Source organism: Cyanobacterium aponinum PCC 10605, assembly GCF_000317675.1.
Taxonomy (GTDB): Bacteria; Cyanobacteriota; Cyanobacteriia; order Cyanobacteriales; family Cyanobacteriaceae; genus PCC-10605.
In genome coordinates this window covers 1,938,780-1,957,400 of the sequence record NC_019776.1, presented here as the reverse complement: position 1 = coordinate 1,957,400, position 18,621 = coordinate 1,938,780, and the positions used below count along the sequence as shown (strand labels likewise).

The window sequence follows — 18,621 nt, the reverse complement described above, 5'->3', positions numbered from 1 at the left end:
ATTGTAAGTCTTAACTAATAATGATAACGACATTGAATAATAATAACCTCATCGTCTAAGACTTGATAAATTAAGCGATGCTCTTGATTAATACGTCTTGACCATAATCCGCTAAAATCAAACTTTAACGGCTCAGGTTTGCCAATACCATCAAATGGATTTCTTTTTATATCTTTAATGATTTGATTAATTCTTTTTAAGATTTTTTTATCCTGACTTTGCCAATATAAATAATCATGCCAACCGTCTTCTAAAAAGGAAATTTTCATGACTACTATTCTTCTTCGATTAATTCATGACTTTCGTATTTTCCTTGTTTTAATTCTCCTAATGCTTTATAAAGTCGCTGAGCATTTTTTGGACTCCGTAATAAATATAAAGTCTCTTCGATCGCGCTATAATCCTCAAGGGACATCATTACCACAGGCTTTGCAGATTGACGAGTAATAATAATCGGAGTATGATTTTCGCAAACTTCATTCATTACATGGGTAAAGTTTTTTCGAGCCTGAGTATAAGTAATTACATCCATAATGTTTAGAGACTAATTCTATTTTTAGTTTACCGTTTATGTACTTATATGGTTGATCATACCTCAGTTCGATTTGAAGAAGGCAAAAAGCAATCATTTTGATTTAGAGAGGGAAATTCTGACTTGCCTCCCCCTAAAGCAGGGTTTTTTCATTCTCAAAAATGTCAATTTTTGAAACTAACAAATAGTAACAGATACAGGAGTTTTTAAGTATTAATTAATCAATTATTAAGAAAAAACGCTCCCCTCTACTATGGGAGAGGGGTTGGGGGTGAGGGCAAGATAATTTTGCCCTGATTTTGAAAAAACCTTCCCCCTAAAGGTGTTGAGTCAAAGAAGCAAAAGAGCCTATTTTTTCAACTCTAGTGTATAGTAATATAAGGCTACAGGTTGATCAAAAGCTACAAAATAATCGGGGTCTTGAGGTGATAAGTAAATAGCAGTAAATTGCTTTGCTTTAATCAAATTTGAGTTAATTAAATGATATTTAGTGGTTGTTTCTACTAAGTTTAAATAAACACTATTAGGACGGCGAAAAAATTGCCTTGTTACTTCACTGGTAATAAAATCTTTCTCAGAAATATTCTCTTGTTGCCTACCGATAACCGTTGAAATTAGTTCATTTTCTCCTCTAAACTTAGTAATTTGCTCCGTTGTATTATTAGGATTTATCACAACTTTTTCCACATTATCTATTCCTAAATAGGCTTGTGCAATAGATAAACTATTGAATTTACGATCCGCTATGATAATGATTTGTTTATTAATTTTTTGCGGTACAAAATTATCCTGTTGAGGATAAAAACTACTCTCAATAAACTTAACTGAAAACTGTATTTTTTTATCTATATATTCATTATTTTGCTCAAAACCCGGTGTTTGAAACTTAGGTGCTAAAGGGGCAATTTGTTCCTTTAAAATACTTGTAACTTCCCATTTTCCCTCAAACCAATCAGGAAAAATTAAGTCTTTTTCAGGTTTTGGTAATAAAATTTTCTGTTGCCATGACGGATATTGATTAATTCTATCTTCTAAGGAAAGGGCGAAAATAGGATTGATGTTTGTAACCAGAATAGAGATAATGACGATAAGCAAATAAATAAATTTTTTCAACATTAATAATAATTTTCGATTACTAATTATTAATTTTTGATTGATTTTATGCCTAATTTTGTGATACAAAACTAAAATTATAAACATTATAAATAATAATCATTAGGCTCTATATTTATGGTTTTAACTTTAGAAAATCTGATCGCTATGGCAGAGGATCAATTAACTGAGTATAGTACAGATGCGAGAAAAATAGAAAAATTACGCCGTAAAATAGGAATCGCTTTAAATTTTCAAGAACAACAAAAACTTAAACAAGAATTGTTAAATAAAATGCCTCAAGGATTTTGGGCAAAAAAAATTGAAAGTCAGCGTCAATCTTTCGCCTTACCTTTTTGGGGTATCGGTGGATTAGGTTTATTATTGGGTATTTCTTCTCAACAATATTTAGATTTTCTTGCACCTGCGATCGCAATTCCCATTGCTATTAAAATTCAACAATATGGTTGGAAATTACAAGCCCAAAAATTATTATTAAAAACTTTTGAAGATATTGAAAAACGAATAGAAAACAGTTAGTAATTACTGATTAGCAACAAAAACAGTATTATTTTCTATCTTTACTTGATAAATGGGCAAATCAGAAATGGCTAACCCCTCCACCACCTTGCCATCTTCTTGAAATTTAGAATTATGGCAGGGACAAATAAAAAGATTTTCCTGCTTATTCCACTCTACTAAACAACCCATGTGGGTACAAGTAGGCTCGATCGCAATCAGAGAATTATCTTCTTTTAAAATTACTAAAACAGCACCTATCTCTAAATTTTCATTCAGTAAAAAACCATTTTCCTCCAAATCAGTCAAAGAACCTAATTTATAAAAATTATTTTCAGTTTCTTGGGCAAAAACTTTATGAAAAACAGGTAAAAAAGTAGTAAAAATGAAGGAAAAAAGAGTTAAACTAAAGAATCTGCGTCTTTTCAATTAATAACTCCTAACGGATAATATTGGTCTAAAATTGTATCTTAATTACTCACAAAATCATATTACTTATTACTTATTATAAAAATTATAACAAGCCCACTAAATGTAAAGGACCATGACCACTAATTAACTCAATTAAAAGTGCTAAAAAACCCACCATAGCTAAACGCCCATTCCAAACCTCAGCAACGGTAGTTAAACCCCATTCCCATTTTTCTTGGGGATACATCTTCATATTCTTCTTAGGATGGGTAACTTGATCAAACCTTAGAGGGGTTTCTTCTAACGCAGAAGTAGTTAAATTAGTTAAAGCATCAATAAACATCGGATGAGTATTTAAAGCAGGAACTCGCTTAAAGTTACTGATACCAACTTCCTCCGCCACTTCTCTATACTCTAAGTCAATTTCTTGTAAAGTCTCAATATGCTCGGAAACAAAGCTAATAGGCACAACTAATAAATCTTTGATATTTTTCGCCCCCAACTCCTCCAACGCATCCTCCGTATAAGGTTTCAACCATTCCACAGGCCCAACTTTGCTCTGATAAGCAAGAATATAAGGATTACCTGTATTCAAGGTTTTCATGATCAATTGAGTACATTCTTCAATTTCCACTTGATAAGGATCACCTGCTTCAGTAACATAAGTTTTTGGTACACCATGGGCGCTAAAGAAAATATATACTTTCTCTGGTTGTTCAAACTGTTGTAACTCTTGTTTAATCAAATCTGCCATCGCTGACAAATAATCAGGGTGATTATACCAAGAAGGAATTAAAGTATATTCTATTTTTTGTAATTGAGGATCTGTTTTCCACATTTCTTCCAACACCCTAAAACTAGAGCCACTGGTACTAATGGAAAATTGGGGATATAAAGGTAAAATAACCAGCTTTTCAATGCCATCCTCCTTAATACGTGCGATCGCTTCCTCCGTGAAAGGATGCCAATAACGCATTCCCACATATACTTGAATATCAGACCCCTGCCCAGATAACTTAGACTGTAAAGCCTGAGCTTGAGCCTCGGTTATTTGTAACAAAGGTGAACCACCACCAATTTCTAAATAGTTTTCCTCCGATTTCTTACTGCGCAGAGTAGAAATTAACCAAGCAAGAGGTTTTTGTAACCAAGGAAAAGGCAAACGGATGATTTCAGGATCAGAAAATAGATTATATAAAAAAGGACGTACATCCTCTAGTTTTTCTGGACCACCTAAATTTAATAATAATACTCCTGTACGACCCATGATTTTTATAATGATTATACTTAAATTTTCTTTACTAAGTGTAACAATTTATGATTGCTAATTTAGAATCAAAATGTACAAACTGCCCTTAAAAGACACTTATTGATGATGATATATTGGTTTTTGTTAAAGATTTTAATAATTTATCTTAACAATATGAATATTTATTTTTAAATCTAACCTTAAGTATAATTCTTTATTGCAATAAATTGTCAATATTCAGTTACGAAATGTAAAAAGTATTGTGGGTTAGGAGTTCGGGGTTAGGAAAGAAGTGGCAGGTTGCAGGTTTCAGGTGTTTTTATTAATTGTTAATTACCTTTGCCCTCCCCCCTCGAGAGGGGGGATAAAGGGGGGTTTGCCCTTTCATAATTCAAACCGAGCATCTGAATTATTTATACCTCAAATCAGCAATACCTCTTAATTATCTACTAATAGACTTCTCCTGATAAGATAAAATAAAATTTGTTGGCAGTCATATCAAGATCTATGTTTAAATTTCTCAAACAAGTTACAGATTACGCCAAAGGAAGCGTGGAAGCGGCTAAGTATATTGGACAAGGATTTGCCGTTACTTTCGACCACATGAAACGCAGACCTGTAACAGTACAATATCCCTATGAAAAATTGATTCCGTCTGAAAGATTTAGAGGTAGAATTCACTTTGAATTTGATAAATGTATCGCCTGTGAGGTGTGTGTTCGAGTTTGTCCTATTAATTTACCCGTAGTTGACTGGGAATTTAACAAAGCCGTCAAGAAAAAAGAATTAAAACACTACAGTATTGATTTTGGGGTTTGTATTTTTTGTGGCAACTGTGTGGAATACTGTCCCACCAACTGCTTATCCATGACAGAAGAATATGAATTAGCAAGTTACGATCGCCATGAATTAAATTATGATAACGTAGCTCTCGGACGTTTACCCACTAAAGTCACTCAAGATCCCATGGTAACTCCATTAAAAGAATTAGGCTATCTTCCCAAAGGAGTCTTATCTCCCCATGACTTACCTAAAAATAGTCCAAGGGACCGAAAGCACCCCGAAGATTTAATCGAACAATAAACTTATACTATAACTTGTGAAAAATTTTATTAAAAAGGTAAATTAAATCGTGGAAATCGCACAAAGTGTCCAATTTGTTGCTTTTGTTATTTTATCTCTCCTGATGATTGGCGGAGCTTTAGGAGTTGTTTTATTTGAAAATATTGTTTACTCTGCTTTTCTTTTGGGGGGAGTATTTTTAAGCATATCAGGGCTTTATATTCTTCTCAATGCCGACTTTGTTGCCGCCGCTCAAATTCTTATCTATGTTGGGGCGATAAATGTTCTTATTCTATTTGCCATTATGTTGGTTAACAAAACTGAAGTCTATCAACAAGTAAGAGGTAGATTAATTCGTCAAGTATCTACTGCTTTAGTTTGTGTGGGCTTATTTGCCTTACTAGGCACTATGGTTTTGGCTACTCCATGGCAATTATCAGAAACCTCCCCTGCGGTAGTAGAAAATACCATTGTTGCTATTGGCAAACATTTCTTCAGTGATTACTTGTTACCCTTTGAAATTGCCTCTGTTTTATTATTAATGGCAATGGTTGGGGCGATTATCTTAGCACGTAGAGACTTAATTCCTGAAGCTCAAAAAACCACTGAAGTTTATACCACATCCTTCACCTTACCTGAACAACCTAGAGAATTAATTACGACAGGTAATGATAACGACAATAATTAATGTTTAAACAAAAATGATGGAAATACAATTAGAATATTTTTTACTTTTAGCCGCAGCATTATTTTGTATTGGTATTTATGGACTAATTACTAGTCGTAATGCAGTTCGAGTTTTAATGTCGATCGAACTTTTACTTAATGCTGTTAATCTTAACCTAATGGGATTTTCTAATTATTTAGATCCCGCAGAAATTAAAGGTCAAATATTTACGATTTTCGTAATTACCATTGCGGCGGCGGAAGCGGCCGTTGGTTTAGCGATTATTCTCGCTATTTACCGCAACCGTGACACCATCGACATGGAAAGATTTAACCTCCTCAAATGGTAGTCAATGAGATCATAAATTAGGAATTAGGGGTTAGGAGTTAAAATTAATGAGTTTTGACAAAAATAGTGAATAAAAGAGTCAGTAGTCATAATTGTTCAAGTTAGAAATTGACCGTTTATTTATTCACCACAAAAGAAGCTATCTAGTCTAACTAGATTTCATAAGTAATTAAGCAGTAAAATCTCCACATTAACGATATAGACTGATAATATCTCTATTTATGTGTAAATTTCTGGAGTGACATCAACTAAAATTGATTATGAATCAACCCAAAGTGATATTTCTTGATGCCGTCGGTACTATTTTTGGAGTTAAAAATAGTGTGGGAGATGCTTATATTAAAATATCTAGTCAATACGGTGTAATTAGAAATTGTCAGGAAATTAACCAATATTTCTATGAGTGTTTTAAGTCTTCTCCTCCTTTAGCCTTTAAGACGCAAAATAAACAAGAAATTCAGCAATTAGAATATCAATGGTGGGAAAAGATAGCTTATGATACTTTTGCCAAAGCAAACGCCTTAGGAGAATTTACCGATTTTAAAGCCTTCTTTGCGCAATTATATGATTACTTTACCACTGCCGAACCTTGGTTTATCTATGATGAAGTAGTATCCTGTTTAAAAAAATGGCAAAATCAAGATATACAACTAGCAATGATTTCTAATTTTGATACTCGTATTTATGACGTTTTAAAGAATTTAAATTTGGCCACCTATTTTCAAACAATTACAATTTCTTCCTTAACAGGAGTAGCAAAACCTCACCCTCAAATATTTTTAAAGGCTTTAGAAAAACATGATTGCCAACCTCAAGAGGCTTGGTATATTGGAGATAGCAAACAAGAAGATTATTGGGGAGCAAAATCTGTAGGAATGCAAAGTTTTTGGTTAAATCGTAGAAATTAAAATCCAACTAGAGCAAATTCCGTTAAGATTAGAATAATTATAGAGTAGAAAAGCAGGAGCAATATCGGTAATAATGAACAATATTTCTTATTTAATAGTTACCACCGTAGCTAATTTCGTACAAATATATTTAGCCTTAATTATTGTTAGAATCTTGTTGAGTTGGTTTCAAACCGCAGATTGGGCGGCAAATATTATTTCTTTTCTTGCCCCAGTAACAGACCCTTATCTTAACATTTTCCGTTCTTTAATACCTCCTTTAGGGGGTTTAGATTTATCTCCCATTTTGGCTATTTTCCTTTTACAATTAGTACCTCAACTTTTAGGTGCGGCTTTATTGTAAATTATTTTCTCCTCGGAAATAAATAATAACTATCTTAAGTTAGGAATTAGGAGTTAAGAAGTTGTTTAAGAAGTTTTTGTTTCCCCTAAATCCCCTTTAATAAGCATTCGGTATCAAAACGTTTTTCCCTCACCCCCAACCCCTCTCCCACAGGGCGAGGGGTAATTTTTCTCAAAATAACTGATTAATTAATCTTTAAAAACACCTAAATTCGGAGTTAAATTTAATATATTTTGACGAAAACAGTTAACAAATAGATTTTATTGTCTTCAATATAAGTTATTAATGAATTAATTTTCAAAAAATCAAACCTGAAACCTGAAACCTGAAACCTGAAACCTAATACAACTAAACAGATGAATAATTGCGTAACGTCACTTATTAAACAGAGGTGATGTTAATGATATATTATGTGATTGCAATTATAGAATGATCAGAAATATCAAATGAAAGAATTATTAAAGGGTTTGAATATATACTTAATTGGGATGATGGGATCAGGTAAAACTACTGTAGGAGAGTTATTAGCAAAAGAGTTGGAATATCGTTTTTTAGATACGGATGCAATTATTAGCGCTGTCAGTGAGAAAAGTATTAATCAGATTTTTGCCGAAGATGGAGAAGATGAGTTTCGTCAGTTAGAAAGTGATGTTTTGCAAGAAGTCTCTGCTTACTTATATACGGTGATTGCTACAGGAGGGGGAATTATCCTCCGTCAACAAAATTGGAGTCATCTCAGAGATGGTATGGTAGTGTGGTTAAATGTTCCTATTGATGTTTTGGTACAAAGATTAAAAGATGATGACACTCGCCCTTTACTAAAGCGGGAAGAATTGCAAACAAAATTAACCAGCTTATATGAACAAAGAAAGTCTCTCTATCAACAAGCTGATATTACTATTGGTATTGAGGAAAATGATAACCCTAACGATATTGTCCAAAAAATAATGGTTGAAATTCCTCATAAAATTAGGCAAGAAAACAGTGATCTAAATTAATTAGATTATGTTGTATTTTTCTGTTGGTAGAAAAGCTAAATATTAATAAATTTAATAATGACTTCTCGCCAATGAGACAAATAATTAGGAGAAAGAAAAATACTTTGTAATTTTTGCCATTCTCGCCATTGTCTTTCTTGATCTTCTTTGATTAATAATGACAGTTGTGGGAGATTTTTTTCCCATTTTTTTCCTACTAAATCAGATAAATAACTCATTAAGCATAAGTTATCTTGAATATTTCCTAAAACCGTTTGTAACTGTTTAACAAAACTAATATATTCTTGATATTTAGGTGGGTAAAAGTCAGTAAACAATTCTAGTTGATAACGTACTTTTTTAGCTTGTTTTCTTAGTTGATGTAAATATTTTCCTTCTTGATTAAGGATTTCTTTTATTTCTGTATCTGTTAGATTATATTGAAGTTTTATTTCGTGATTGTTTTCTAATTCAGTACCTGTTAACCATGCTGATTGTAGGGAAAAAGAGGCAATTTGTGGAAGTAATAAATCTGGTAATAATTTTTCTGTTTTCAGAGCTGAAATTTTATTTAATTCCGGAATGTCTAGCCAATCTAAAAGGGCTTGTTTTAATTTTAAATATTTTTTGCCTTTTAAAATATATTTACTACTAGGAAAATGAAGATGTTTTTTTTGATTAAATTCTTCTTCTAGTTTTGATAAAAATTTTTCTTCTTCTCTTGGTAAATTAGGTTTAAATTTTGTCTCTAAGTTAATATTAATAATATCTACATCTCTTTCCTGTCCTAGAATACGGGCAATTTTTCCTACAGTGCGATCGCATATTATAGATGGAAGAATTAAAACTCGATCGAAGCTAAGTAAAGAACTTCTTAAGCGTCTCATCGCCACCCGAATTTGATGTAGATTTTCGGGATCATTTTCTTGAAAAATTTTTTTTTCATATTTAAAAATTTTGTGACTATGCTTAGAAATTGCCCCATAGGCATAATCACCGATAGTTGTCGGATTGTTGTTCAAAGTCGATGAAGACATAGATCAACCTCCAGTGTAAATTTTAGATGTATTTATTATAGTAAAACATTCTTTCAATTCTCTTGATTAATTACAAAAATTAACTATTTAATTCCTCTATATAATATGAGAAAATTTAAGACAATTTTTTAACTCCTTCTCGCATTCAAACAACACCAATTATCTCTTTTCCATAAGGCTGCGATCGCCCATCCATTTTGTTCTAAAATAGAAGCAATTTCGTTAGATTGTTCTACTAAAATACCACTTAAAATAACCCAACCATCGGGCTTTATAATCTCTGCCATTTCGGGTATCATCGGTTTAATAATTTCTGCCAAAATATTACAAACAATACCATCAAATTTTTGCCCCTGCAATTTCACTTCTTCAATGCTTCCCTGAAAGACTTTGATATTATCCACCTGATTGAGTAAACTATTTTCTTTTGTTGCTTTCACTGCTAAAGGATCTGTATCTACTGCTGTAACTTCTTTCGCCCCTAAAAGTCTTGCTCCAATGGAAAGAATACCAGAACCACAACCAATATCTGCTATGTTTAAATTAATTTCATCATCATCTATGCGCATTTCTAAAGACTCAAGACAAAGTTGAGTTGTCGCATGAACACCAGTACCAAAAGCAGAACCGGGATCTAAACGAAGAATGATACGATCGCGCAGCGCCACTTTGTGATCGCAATTTTCAGGAGGTTCAATCCAAGCAGGATAGATGGAAAAACGGTCTCCAATATCCATCGGTTGCCAATATTGCTTCCAACTACTTGCCCAGTCCTCGTTATTAATTAATTGCCATGTTACAACTGGTGGCTTTTCCTGTCCAGCCATAATAAAATCTTGTTTGAGAGAAAGAGCAAGAGCGGCTAAATCAATGGTATCAATACTAATAGTAGGGACATAGCCTTTAATTAACCAATTGTCCTCTTCTTTCATTAAAGCAGTACCCTGACAACCAAATTCTTGTAAACGCCAAAATACACTATCTTCTAATTCGGGAATGTAATTTACTCGGATTTCCCACCAATTTTCAGTCATAAATTCAATCAATCAGTTAAAAATTAAAAATGAGATTTCCCTTAGCCCCCTTTAATAAGGGGGAGTTATAAAGAAACGGGAAATTTACGATTAAAGAGTTACTGTGTAAGCATCAGTGACACCGGGTACTTTTAAGATTTCCCCTAAAATACCTTCAGGTAAAGGATCATCAATGGTTAATACCATCACCGCATCTCCACGGACAATTTTACGTCCTACTTGCATACTCGCAATGTTCACATTGAAATTACCCAACAAAGACCCTATTTTACCGATAATACCGGGCATATCTCTGTGAAGGGTAAATAACATATAATTGTTAGGTGGTACGTTAACAGGGTAGTTATCTAGGTTGATGATACGAATTTCACCATCATTCAACAACGCACCTGTCACCGAGTGAGTGCCTTTTGTACCTGTGGCTTCGAGGTAAATGGAGTTACTGTAATCTTTAGCGGTGGTATCTCTAGTTTCTGTGATGTGGATGCCTCTTTCTTTAGCTTCGATCGCAGCATTAACGTAGTTTACCCTTTCTCTAAGAGCTTTAGAAAGTAAACCCTTAATTGCCGCCACGACTAAAGGTTGACTGTTATTATCAGCTAAATCCCCTTGTAAAGTTACATTGAAACTCTCGACTCTATCTCCTGCTAATTGTCCGACTAAATTGCCCAAAGTTTCGGCTAAACGCATATAAGGACGTAGTTTTTCCATTACATCAGGACTTAAACCGGGGATGTTAACAGCACTACGAGCGGGAAGGCCAAGTAAGACATCCCTAATTTGTTCAGCAACATCAATGGCAACATTTACTTGTGCTTCGGCAGTGGATGCACCTAAATGGGGAGTAAGAATAACATTACTACCTAAAGATTTTAGAGAAGATTCCCCTAAAGGCTCAGTAGCAAAAACGTCTAAAGCCGCTCCTGCAATTTTCTCATTCGCCAAGGCTTCATAAAGGGCATCTTCATCGATAATACCACCACGGGAACAGTTAATAATTCTAGCAGTGGGTTTCATTTTAGCTAAAGATTCAGCATTGATGAGGTTTGCTGTTTCCTTGGTTTTAGGGACATGAAGGGTGATATAATCAGATTCTGTGAAAATTAAATCTAAATCTACTAAAGTACATCCTAATTGATTAGCTCTTTCTTGAGAAATAAAAGGATCATAAGCTAAAATCTTCATCCCCATTGCTTTAGCGACGGTGGCTACATGAGAACCGATTTTTCCCAAACCAACAACACCAAGGGTTTTTTTGTAAACTTCAGAACCCATAAACTTTTTGCGATCCCATCTACCTTCTTTCAAAGATTGGTTAGCATCAGGAATATGACGAGAAAGAGATAACATCATCGCTAAAGCGTGTTCGGCCGCCGCAATGGTATTTCCTTCAGGGGAGTTGACAACAACGATACCTTTACGAGTTGCGGCAGGTACATTTACGTTATCAACGCCAACCCCTGCCCGTCCAATAATTTTAAGGTGGGTTGCGGCTTCGATGACTTCTTCCGTAACCTGAGTACCAGAACGAATCATTAAAGCATCATAATCAGAAATAATACCTGCTAATTCTGAAGGGGATAATCCTGTTTTAACATCAACTTGTGCTACTTGAGAAAGAATTTTAATCCCTGCTTCATCAATGGGATCGGATACGAGAACTTTTGCCATACTAATTAACTATAATGTTTAACTCTAACTGCGATGGTTAATTTACTTTGACGCTGATTAATCGCAGTTTTCATCTTACCATTATTATTCACTCAGTCTGTTAAAATCAATAAATGTAACGGGATTATTCTCAACAAGAGTGTCTTTAGTTATTTTTGCGACGGGCAATAGTAATTAGTAATTAAGACAAGGCAATAGGCAATAGGCAATAGGCAATGGTGAATAGTTGATAATTACTCATTACCTCCCTAAACCTGACACCTGACACCTGAAACCTGACACCTCTCCTCTACTTATTACTAATTACTCCCCAAAATATATTTATTTTTATTTTCGAGCCTTAAACTTTAAATTTTGAATATGGATGTGGGAAACTTTCATGGCGTTAAAAGTGCTTATTTTTGATTTTGATGGTACGATCGCAGATAGTCGCATTACTTTAGTAAAGATAGCGAATGAATTGGCAGATGAATTTGGTTATGACCCCGTTACTGAAAGTGACATTGTAAGATTGAGTAATCTTAGTTCTAAAGATGTTATTATCCAGTCTCCTATTCCTGCCTATAAAATACCATTTTTATTAAGAAGAGTAAAAAGACAATTAAATGAACATATTGCCTATTTACAACCTTTTGAAGGTATGAAAGAAGCCTTAAGTAATTTAAAGAAGAAAGGATGTTATTTAGGAATAATTACATCTAATTTAGGGGCTAATGTTTCGTTGTTTTTAAGGAAAAATAGTTTAGATAATTATTTCGATTTTGTCTATTCTGCAAATACTCTTTTTGGTAAGAATAAAGTAATTAATAAGGCCATTGATAAACACCGTTTGCTAAAGGATGAAGTGATTTATATTGGTGATGAAACCCGTGATATAGAAGCGGCTAAAAAAAGCAATATCAAAGTGGCGGCGGTGACTTGGGGTTTTAATTCTGCTAGTGTTTTAAAAAAATATAATCCAGATTTTATCTTAGATAAGCCTCAAGAATTATTAGATATTATTGAATGCAACTGTGGTCTTAATAAATCTTTGCAAACATAAATTTAAAGGGCTAAAAACTAGAGATAATATCAAGTAAGATACTATCGAACCTGACCTTAAGATTTCTAGTCGTTAACCCTTGAAAATGATAATAATATATAAAACAGATTATCTTTTGATTTAGATAAATAAATGTATTAGGCTTCGTTTTTTCCCGTTTGAATATATAAAATCAGGAGAAAAACGGTAGGCACGAGTACAAATAAAATAGTAGCTACAAAGCCCAAATCGTTAACTTGCATTTTGGTTAGTTCTCACTATTTAATTAACTCTATCTACATTATCACAGATTCGCTTTTTTTCTTCTTTCGATGACAAGGTTTTTAACTTCGAGTTAAGGATGCAAATGGGAGTCATTCCAAGTGAGAATCCACGCCAAAAGGGGTAGTAAAATAATACTAGCAATGGTAATAATACCGATAATTGAAATCATGTCTATGTATTCTAATGGCATAACAGTTACCCCCTGTTAATTTTAGGTTTTCCCGTTGCCCAATTAAAAATCAATGATTCTTATGGCTACACTTTCATCTTAACTATTAAAAGAAGCGATCGCATCTATTTTGTTTATTTTGTTACAAAAATCATTATCTTTAACTATTAGAATGTACAGGAAGGGTAATAAATTCGATCGCATCAACGAGGTTTTCAAAATTATTTAAAGTTTCAATTTTTGGGTTAAGATAAGTCAATTCTGGTACAATGCGATTAACGATTCGCTCGAGGCTAGATTGACAACGATACTGACAGACTTGAGAAGCAAAATTAATAAGAGCATCTGCATCTGATAAAGGATTAGAGTTTATATTGTTATCGGTATTAATAAAATTAGTCAAAGAAGGCATATAACCCACAAAAATGCGATTTTGTGCAGAGAGTGTTAAATAATTGTTGTAATTATAAGTGATAACTCCAAGGGCATTTTCTAGGGCTAAAGGGGTTAAGGGATAGTTTTTTGCCATAAATTCCCTTGAATGATAATTATTAAGGAATAATCTGGCGTTTTTATTTCCTTCTTCCCCATAACATTGTTTCATGTACTCAATATACTCATTCTTAGAAGAAGAAAGCATATAGAAAAAATCTTGCAACTTTTCATCATGAAGAATGACTATCCCCGGAAACCGCCGACTAATTTGCCATATATCCCCATACAATTCGGCATTATTACCAATATGATAGATATTGACATCCCCCTGATTCAATTCTAACCATGATATTTGCTCAATTTTATATTCTTTGACGGCTACTTCTGTTTTTAGTTTAGCATCCCATGGGCTTTGATTTGTCCAAAAGGTAATTTCAGCTTTTTCTTGTAGAAATGTTAATAACTTTATGGTGTAGTTGGTAATGTCGCTGTTAGCAGGAGGTAAAGGGGAAAACCAATTTATTTTCATTATTTTTCTTCACTATTTTTTGACTAACTGGTTAACTTTTCAATCACATTCATCCAACTTATATTCATTGATTCATAATGGCTTCGAGCATTTTTTCCCATTATCATTGATTGTTTAGGATTATCCCATAATTGATCCATTGCAGATGCGATCGCATCTGGGGTAGAATCAACAATAATACCCGTTTCTTGATTAACTAAAAATTCCAAAGGGCCACCAGAATCAAGACAACTAATAATCGGTTTAGAAGATAACATTCCCTCAAGGGTAATATAGCCATAATCTTCATCAAAAGGAGGATAAATTACTCCTAAACATTCGCTATAGTAGGTTAATTTTTCTTCCTCTGAGATTCTGCCCACAAAAATAGCCCTATCCTCAATACCTAATTTTTCCGCTAAGATTTGTAAATCTCGGTCATATTTTCCATCATCCGCCGCCCCTGCAAACACAACTTTAACAGGATAATGAGTTTTTGCCATTGCCTCTAAAATCAATTCCTGTCTTTTAATTTTGGTAAGACGACTAGGAAAAAAGAAATAACGTTGAGCAGATTTACTATAAAATTTTTCCGCATTTTGGGGGGGGTGATACAACGGAATAGAATCAACATTATTATAGTATTTGAGTCTATTAGCTACATTCTGAGAATTAGCATAAATTTTCTTACATTCGGCAAAGGCACGATTATCAGCATTAATAATAGTATCCCTTATTTGTTGACCATCAGGATTTTGAGCCAATCCACATACAGGTTTACCCCATAAATCATAAGCATCTCGATGTTGATGGAGTAACCATAATACTTTATTGGGATGGGGAGTTAAATAAGCAGGAAACTTGAGAGGAATAACTAAATCAATTTTTTGTCCGCAAGATTCAGTAATATCTAAAAGACGAAACATTAACATAGTATCTAAGATGCGTTGATTGGGGTAACTTTTAAAAGGTATAGTCACCAATTCCGCCTCATAACCAAATTTTCTTAATGCTTTGAGCAGGGAATCTGCATGAATTTCAGCTCCTCCCATAATAAAAGGTGCTGACACTGAAAGAACAATTATTTTCATGATTTATGTCACACTCAGTGCTGAATCTAAGTACAGTAAAAATAAGAATTTAAAATTTATAAATTAATAAAACCACTAAATCTTACCAGAAATTTTATCTTTTTACTAGATAAAAAACATTATCAATTATTGGTTTATTTGACAACTATTTTATTATTAACTGTTTTTCTTATAGTTGATTAATAGTTTTTTCTAAAGATTTATTTTTATTCTTTAAATTGCTATTAATGGAACTTAAAACCTGCAAATCTTCTTCAAAATTAGAATTCATAGTTTGAATTTCTGCCAACAAAACTTTATTGATTTTTACGGATTCTTCTAAAGCCTGTAAAACATTATTATTAACTTCTCTTTGATCCTTAAATAAAAATCGCAAAATCTTAAGACTTTTGCTCATAAATGGTTTTACTAAAATTAAGGGAAATTTATCAAAATTCTGAGGCAAATTCTCCCTAACTTTTGCTCTCTGTTTACCAACTTCAATTAATTCTTGTACATAGTCAATTTGTTTATTTATAGAATCCCAATAATTATTATAGCGATTATTTGTTTTATTTTTTTGCGAAAAAGATGCAATCTTTACAATAATTTCATCTTGAATTTTTTGTTTATTTATGGTAGGGATATTCACTTCTAACATAATTTATTACCTATTAGGTTAAATCTATATCTTGAGCAGTATAAATAAATTAGTAAATGAAAACAATAGTAAGTGCAAAAAATGCCTCTCTTACCTTGGATATAATAAATTATCCCTAAAAAAAGAAAAAAGGTGTCAGGTTTAAAGAATTAATTACTTCAGAGCTATTGGTGTTCTTATTATTTTATCTCGGAAAATGACAAAAGAGGGTTATATATCAGGGAGTACTTTGTATTTTATGCAAACTATCACAAAAAATTTAAAAGGTGTGCATATATTTTAATTATAAAAATAATTATTTTTTATCTTATTTTCTACATAATGAATTGTTAAGAAAAGATTAGATTTTTAGGATTAGATTCTATGGCTTTACTATAGCAATCCCATGCTTTTTTATGTTCACCTTTTTCAGCATTTATAACAGCTAATTTATCGTAAATTGATGAATCTGGTTTTTAATTCTTTAATATTTAAACTTTCTTGGGATTAATAAAGATAATTCCTTGATGATTTTCTGTATGACTATGACCAGCAAAAAATAATATATCCCATCCTTTTTCATCCCATAATATCTCATGAAATTCGGCTGATTTGGGTTCGACTAAAAACACTATTTCTGCATTGTTTATTTGGGCAATTAATTCCTTGTTCTTCTACTTCAAAAAGTCTGCGTCTAGCCACATCAAAACGCTGATGTAACGCATAATAAAGAGTTTGCCACTGTTAGTTAAGGGTTGCCAATTCGGGTGCTGGGGGTAAACTACCAATAAATTGCTCTTTTATATATCCCTGATGAATTATGGTGAAGAATTAACAAATTATTTAAAACATCATCAATAGCTTTTTTAATTAATTGAGATTGTTTTTCTTGATATGGTAAAAATATAAGTTCTTGTCAAAAAGATCCAACTTGACTATAATATTTACCAACTATCAACCATTAACCATCAACAATCAACTATTAACATCTAGGGGCTTGATTTTGTCTTCGAGTCCCTATGATTTTTTGTATCTATATCTGAATTTATAAATAACTATTCTTTTTTCCCTCTAAAATCGATGAATGTGAAGCGATCGCTCCTTATCATATTAACAGCTATTTCTCTATACAGCGTTTTTTTTGCCTTGACTCAAAGTTTAACAGAGACTCAAATTCAGTCACGCTTGGAGTTATATCAAACTAATCTGATTCTTAACGCCTCGGAGTGGCAACCATCTTCAGACAATCAAAAAAGTTTTACCCAAAACCTTCTCGGCAATAATCCCTACTTAATCGCACAGGAGCAGTATAATAACATCTTAACTGAAGCAGAGTCGGTTAAAGGAAGTGAAAAGATTTCCAATCAAGAAGATAAAGCAATTGCTTCAGAAACTCCTAGAAAGCAATTAAAGCAAGAAATACAGGAAAATCAGGCGTTTATTGAAGACTTAAAAATTAAGCTAGGAATTATTTATGCTTATCAAGAAAATAATGATAAAGCAATCGCTTATTGGCAAGAAATTAACGATAAAAGCACAGCAGAAATATTAAATTCAATTTGGATAAACAATAGTGATATTAGTGTAAACAAACAAGAAATCATCGAAAAAAAATTAAATGGATGGTTTGAAAATATAACTTTATCTAAGCTGTATGCTATTGAAAATAATCTTAACAAATTAGAAGAAATTAATAATAAAACCCAAGAATTGGCAGAAAAAGCCATCAAAAGATTATTATTACTAAGTGTTATTCCTGTTGTCGGAGGCTTGATTGGTTTTGGTTTAATTATTTTCTTAATTGTACAATTAGCCTTGAAAAAAGAAGAATCAATTTTAGCAACTAATGCGGGAAAAACGTGGGATTCTCCTTGGGATTGGGAAATAATAGGGCAAGTTTTAATCGTTGGATTTTTCTTTCTTTCTCAGATTTTATTACCGATTCTCATTGGCGTAAGTGGTTTTAATCCGACTGATTTAGACATAAAAGGTAAAGCATTATATGTTTTAGTTACTTACTTATTAATGGCCGGAGGAGGGTTATCAGTTTTATATTTATCCATTAAATCTTTTTTCCCTCTACCGACAGATTGGTTTAAATTAACGAATAAAAATTGGTTTTGGTGGGGCTTAGGAGGATATTTAACAGCAATCCCTCTCGTATTCTTTGTTTCTTTACTTAATCAACAGATATGGCAAGGGAAAGGTGGAAGTAATCCTTTGTTAATGTTAGCCTTAGAGTCTCAGGATAAATTTGCTTTAATTATATTTTTCATTACTGCCTCTATTGCCGCCCCTATTTTTGAAGAGATAATATTTAGGGGGTTTTTACTTCCTTCTCTAACTCGTTATATGTCAGTGGGTAGTGCAATCGTTGTTTCAGGTATTATATTTGCGATCGCACATTTGAGTTTAGCGGAAGCCTTACCATTAGCAGTATTGGGGATTATTTTAGGAATCGTTTATACTCGCTCTGGTTGTCTTTTAGCTTCTATTATGGTACATAGTCTGTGGAATAGTGGCACATTGTTTAGTCTATTTCTATTGGGTAGTAAGTTAAGTTAGAGGTTGCAGGTTTTAGGTGTTAGGGAGATGAGGTGATGAGGTGATGAGGGGAGAGGGAGATAAGGTGTCAGGTTTCAG

The 18,621-nt window shown here is 32.9% G+C and carries 22 protein-coding genes; 9 read left to right on the top strand and 13 right to left on the bottom strand.

Annotation, left to right across the window (positions count from 1 at the left end; all coding sequences use genetic code 11):
- Window positions 1-14: 14 nt before the first annotated feature.
- From CYAN10605_RS08150 to CYAN10605_RS08140, 3 genes are all read right to left on the bottom strand, one after another.
- Entirely contained in the window at window positions 15-269 is a 255-nt protein-coding gene (locus tag CYAN10605_RS08150) for a Txe/YoeB family addiction module toxin (RefSeq protein ID WP_015219465.1), read from the bottom strand.
- 5 nt (window positions 270-274) lie between these two features.
- Window positions 275-532, bottom strand: a complete 258-nt coding sequence (locus CYAN10605_RS08145) for a type II toxin-antitoxin system Phd/YefM family antitoxin (protein WP_015219464.1) — start codon at window positions 530-532, stop codon at window positions 275-277.
- Window positions 533-880: 348 nt separating this feature from the next.
- Window positions 881-1,648, bottom strand: coding sequence for a DUF6816 family protein (locus CYAN10605_RS08140; protein ID WP_150108939.1), 768 nt, complete (start codon window positions 1,646-1,648; stop codon window positions 881-883).
- Between the two features lie 114 nt (window positions 1,649-1,762).
- Between CYAN10605_RS08140 and CYAN10605_RS08135 the strand changes: the two genes are divergently transcribed.
- A complete protein-coding gene (locus CYAN10605_RS08135; RefSeq protein ID WP_015219462.1) occupies window positions 1,763-2,164 on the top strand; it encodes a hypothetical protein in 402 nt (133 codons plus the stop codon).
- Between the two features lie 3 nt (window positions 2,165-2,167).
- Here CYAN10605_RS08135 and CYAN10605_RS08130 read toward each other — a convergent pair whose 3' ends face one another.
- Window positions 2,168-2,572 (bottom strand): QcrA and Rieske domain-containing protein, encoded by a 405-nt coding sequence (locus tag CYAN10605_RS08130; RefSeq protein ID WP_015219461.1) that lies wholly within the window; start codon window positions 2,570-2,572, stop codon window positions 2,168-2,170.
- Window positions 2,573-2,657: 85 nt separating this feature from the next.
- Complete coding sequence (gene hemH / locus CYAN10605_RS08125; protein WP_015219460.1) at window positions 2,658-3,821, bottom strand: ferrochelatase; 1,164 nt, start codon at window positions 3,819-3,821, stop codon at window positions 2,658-2,660.
- A gap of 489 nt (window positions 3,822-4,310) precedes the next feature.
- Between hemH and ndhI the strand changes: the two genes are divergently transcribed.
- The 6 genes from ndhI (at window position 4,311) to CYAN10605_RS08095 (ending at window position 8,129) form a co-directional block, all read left to right on the top strand.
- Window positions 4,311-4,886 (top strand): NAD(P)H-quinone oxidoreductase subunit I, encoded by a 576-nt coding sequence (gene ndhI / locus CYAN10605_RS08120; protein ID WP_015219459.1) that lies wholly within the window; start codon window positions 4,311-4,313, stop codon window positions 4,884-4,886.
- A 49-nt stretch (window positions 4,887-4,935) separates the two neighbouring features.
- Window positions 4,936-5,553 carry an NADH-quinone oxidoreductase subunit J gene (locus CYAN10605_RS08115; protein ID WP_015219458.1) on the top strand — a complete coding sequence of 206 codons (618 nt, stop codon included), beginning with the start codon at window positions 4,936-4,938 and terminating at the stop codon, window positions 5,551-5,553.
- A 22-nt stretch (window positions 5,554-5,575) separates the two neighbouring features.
- Complete coding sequence (nuoK, locus tag CYAN10605_RS08110) at window positions 5,576-5,881, top strand: NADH-quinone oxidoreductase subunit NuoK (RefSeq protein ID WP_206536274.1); 306 nt, start codon at window positions 5,576-5,578, stop codon at window positions 5,879-5,881.
- A gap of 259 nt (window positions 5,882-6,140) precedes the next feature.
- Window positions 6,141-6,788: an HAD-IA family hydrolase gene (locus CYAN10605_RS08105; RefSeq protein WP_015219456.1), complete on the top strand. Its 648-nt coding sequence runs from the start codon at window positions 6,141-6,143 to the stop codon at window positions 6,786-6,788.
- 73 nt (window positions 6,789-6,861) lie between these two features.
- Window positions 6,862-7,131 carry a YggT family protein gene (locus CYAN10605_RS08100; RefSeq protein WP_015219455.1) on the top strand — a complete coding sequence of 90 codons (270 nt, stop codon included), beginning with the start codon at window positions 6,862-6,864 and terminating at the stop codon, window positions 7,129-7,131.
- Window positions 7,132-7,577: 446 nt separating this feature from the next.
- Window positions 7,578-8,129 (top strand): shikimate kinase, encoded by a 552-nt coding sequence (locus tag CYAN10605_RS08095; protein ID WP_015219454.1) that lies wholly within the window; start codon window positions 7,578-7,580, stop codon window positions 8,127-8,129.
- Between the two features lie 35 nt (window positions 8,130-8,164).
- Here the strand turns inward: CYAN10605_RS08095 and CYAN10605_RS08090 are convergent, their stop codons facing one another.
- From CYAN10605_RS08090 to serA, 3 genes are all read right to left on the bottom strand, one after another.
- Window positions 8,165-9,145: a CHAD domain-containing protein gene (locus CYAN10605_RS08090; RefSeq protein WP_015219453.1), complete on the bottom strand. Its 981-nt coding sequence runs from the start codon at window positions 9,143-9,145 to the stop codon at window positions 8,165-8,167.
- A 128-nt stretch (window positions 9,146-9,273) separates the two neighbouring features.
- Window positions 9,274-10,179, bottom strand: coding sequence for a 50S ribosomal protein L11 methyltransferase (prmA, locus tag CYAN10605_RS08085; protein WP_015219452.1), 906 nt, complete (start codon window positions 10,177-10,179; stop codon window positions 9,274-9,276).
- A gap of 90 nt (window positions 10,180-10,269) precedes the next feature.
- Window positions 10,270-11,850: a phosphoglycerate dehydrogenase gene (serA, locus tag CYAN10605_RS08080; RefSeq protein WP_015219451.1), complete on the bottom strand. Its 1,581-nt coding sequence runs from the start codon at window positions 11,848-11,850 to the stop codon at window positions 10,270-10,272.
- A 379-nt stretch (window positions 11,851-12,229) separates the two neighbouring features.
- Between serA and CYAN10605_RS08075 the strand changes: the two genes are divergently transcribed.
- A complete protein-coding gene (locus CYAN10605_RS08075) occupies window positions 12,230-12,892 on the top strand; it encodes an HAD-IA family hydrolase (protein WP_015219450.1) in 663 nt (220 codons plus the stop codon).
- 137 nt (window positions 12,893-13,029) lie between these two features.
- Here CYAN10605_RS08075 and psbM read toward each other — a convergent pair whose 3' ends face one another.
- The 5 genes from psbM to CYAN10605_RS18830 form a co-directional block, all read right to left on the bottom strand.
- Window positions 13,030-13,134 (bottom strand): photosystem II reaction center protein PsbM, encoded by a 105-nt coding sequence (gene psbM, locus CYAN10605_RS18145; protein WP_015219449.1) that lies wholly within the window; start codon window positions 13,132-13,134, stop codon window positions 13,030-13,032.
- A gap of 351 nt (window positions 13,135-13,485) precedes the next feature.
- Entirely contained in the window at window positions 13,486-14,289 is an 804-nt protein-coding gene (locus CYAN10605_RS08070; protein WP_015219447.1) for a hypothetical protein, read from the bottom strand.
- Window positions 14,290-14,312: 23 nt separating this feature from the next.
- On the bottom strand, window positions 14,313-15,359 hold the full coding sequence (locus CYAN10605_RS08065) for a glycosyltransferase family 4 protein (RefSeq protein ID WP_015219446.1): 1,047 nt from the start codon (window positions 15,357-15,359) through the stop codon (window positions 14,313-14,315).
- Between the two features lie 169 nt (window positions 15,360-15,528).
- Window positions 15,529-15,999 carry a hypothetical protein gene (locus CYAN10605_RS08060; protein WP_015219445.1) on the bottom strand — a complete coding sequence of 157 codons (471 nt, stop codon included), beginning with the start codon at window positions 15,997-15,999 and terminating at the stop codon, window positions 15,529-15,531.
- Between the two features lie 470 nt (window positions 16,000-16,469).
- Entirely contained in the window at window positions 16,470-16,610 is a 141-nt protein-coding gene (locus CYAN10605_RS18830; protein WP_190275016.1) for a hypothetical protein, read from the bottom strand.
- Between the two features lie 448 nt (window positions 16,611-17,058).
- Here CYAN10605_RS18830 and CYAN10605_RS08055 point away from each other — a divergent pair, with 448 nt between their 5' ends.
- Window positions 17,059-18,543 (top strand): CPBP family intramembrane glutamic endopeptidase, encoded by a 1,485-nt coding sequence (locus tag CYAN10605_RS08055; protein ID WP_015219444.1) that lies wholly within the window; start codon window positions 17,059-17,061, stop codon window positions 18,541-18,543.
- The last annotated feature ends 78 nt before the right edge of the window (window positions 18,544-18,621 follow it).